Annotated in this window: 2 protein-coding genes; both read left to right on the top strand. The window is 64.2% G+C overall.

Annotated features, from left to right (window positions below):
- On the top strand, positions 1–266 hold a 266-nt coding region (locus C1D09_RS33460), incomplete at its 5' end, for a hypothetical protein (protein ID WP_208760390.1).
- A gap of 223 nt (positions 267–489) precedes the next feature.
- Positions 490–1422 (top strand): lysylphosphatidylglycerol synthase domain-containing protein, encoded by a 933-nt coding sequence (locus C1D09_RS15475; RefSeq protein WP_143975131.1) that lies wholly within the window; start codon positions 490–492, stop codon positions 1420–1422.
- Positions 1423–1591 lie beyond the last annotated feature (169 nt).

The following is a 1591-nucleotide window of genomic DNA, read 5'->3' as shown; positions in this document are numbered from 1 at the left end:
TCCCCGAGCCCGATGGCCCCGGGGAAGCGCTGGACGCGCCCACCTCCGACGCGCCTGCGCCGGTGTCGCGGTCTTCCACTGTCGTTCCTTCCGGCGCCGCGCGAACCGGTGAAGGACGCAGCAGGCGCTTTGGCATGTTTCAAGTTGCCGCCAGACTAACAGTGCCGTGGCCGATCACCAAGAGCCGCATGCCGAATTTTGCCGACTGGGCGCGGACGGCCTTTCTCGCGCCGCCGCGCAATGTACCGGCAAGGCTCGATTGGTAGCGCGGATGCCGGCGAGGACGGTGCGGTCGAAGCCGATGCCTGTCCTTGCCGTTTGCGCCGCTTCGGCGCGAGCCGATCTTGCCGGCGGCCGGCGCGACAAGTGTTCGCGGTTGAATAGCCGGCTTCAATGAGGCATTTCTGAAATGAATGGAAGTCACCGGGCAGCCGGCCTCTCACCATCAAGCGAAAAGGAAGCGGGCACGCAGCGCATGGCAGTCAGGCAATGAACTGGAAACGCTATTTCTGGCCGGTCGTCGGCATCGGGGCGGTGATCTTCTCGCTGCTGCTGCTCTGGCATGAACTGCGTGGCATTTCACTCGACGATGTCTGGGAGGGGCTCGCCGCCATCCCAACCCGCGGCTGGGTGCTGGCGGCGCTGAGTTCCGTCATCGCCTATGCCGCGCTCGCCGGCTACGACCACATCGCACTGCTGCATATCGGCAAGCGTGTGTCGTGGCTGTTCGTGACCCTTTGCTCCTTCACCACCTATGCGCTGTCGCACAATATCGGCGGATCGGTGTTTTCGGGTGCTGTCATCCGTTACCGCGCCTACGGCACAAGAGGCCTGACCGGCCAGGATGTCGGCGTGCTGGTGGCGATCTGCTGGATCACCTTCGTGCTGTCGACGATTCTGGCCTCCGGCCTCGTGCTGGTGTTCGAGCCTCAGATCATCGATCGGTTCTCGGGTGTCGCCCATCATGGCCTGTCGGAAGCGGCGGGCATCGCGATGTTGCTGCTGGTCGCCGCCTACATCTTCGGCAGCTGGCTGCATCTGCGCCCGCTGAAGATCGCCCGCTTCCAGCTGCACTATCCGGCACTGCCGATCGTCGCCAGGCAATTGCTGATCGGCCCGATCGAATTGCTTGCCGCCACGGCCATCATCTTCTTCACGCTGCCCGAGGCGCACAATCCCGGCTACTTCGTCGTGCTCGGCGTCTTCCTCGTCTCCTTCTCGATCGCCCAGATCTCGCACGCGCCGGGCGGGCTCGGCGTTTTCGAGGTGGTGTTCCTGACCGGGCTTTCCGACATGGAGCCGGTCGGCGTGCTGGCCGCGCTGCTGGTGTTCCGGCTGTTTTACCTGATCATCCCGCTGATCCTCGGCCTGGGAGTGGTGCTGTTCTTCGAGCGCTCGCAGTTCAGCCGGACGGAGAGTTGAGGCGCGGATCGGATATTGTGCCCTCGCCCGCGCGCACCTGAACCCCAGCGTACGAAACCAGCTGTCAAAACGTGTCGATTGAACCGCACGGCAGGCTTGACTATTTTCCGCTGGCGGCTACAAGGCAGCGCTCAAGCGGCTCAGCCGTTCGGCCCGCGCGGTTCATGAC

The sequence above is a fragment of the Mesorhizobium intechi genome (genome assembly GCF_002879535.1).
Lineage (GTDB): Bacteria > Pseudomonadota > Alphaproteobacteria > Rhizobiales > Rhizobiaceae > Mesorhizobium > Mesorhizobium intechi.
Note: the sequence above shows the minus strand (reverse complement) of the source record. Positions and strands in the feature narration are given on the sequence as shown.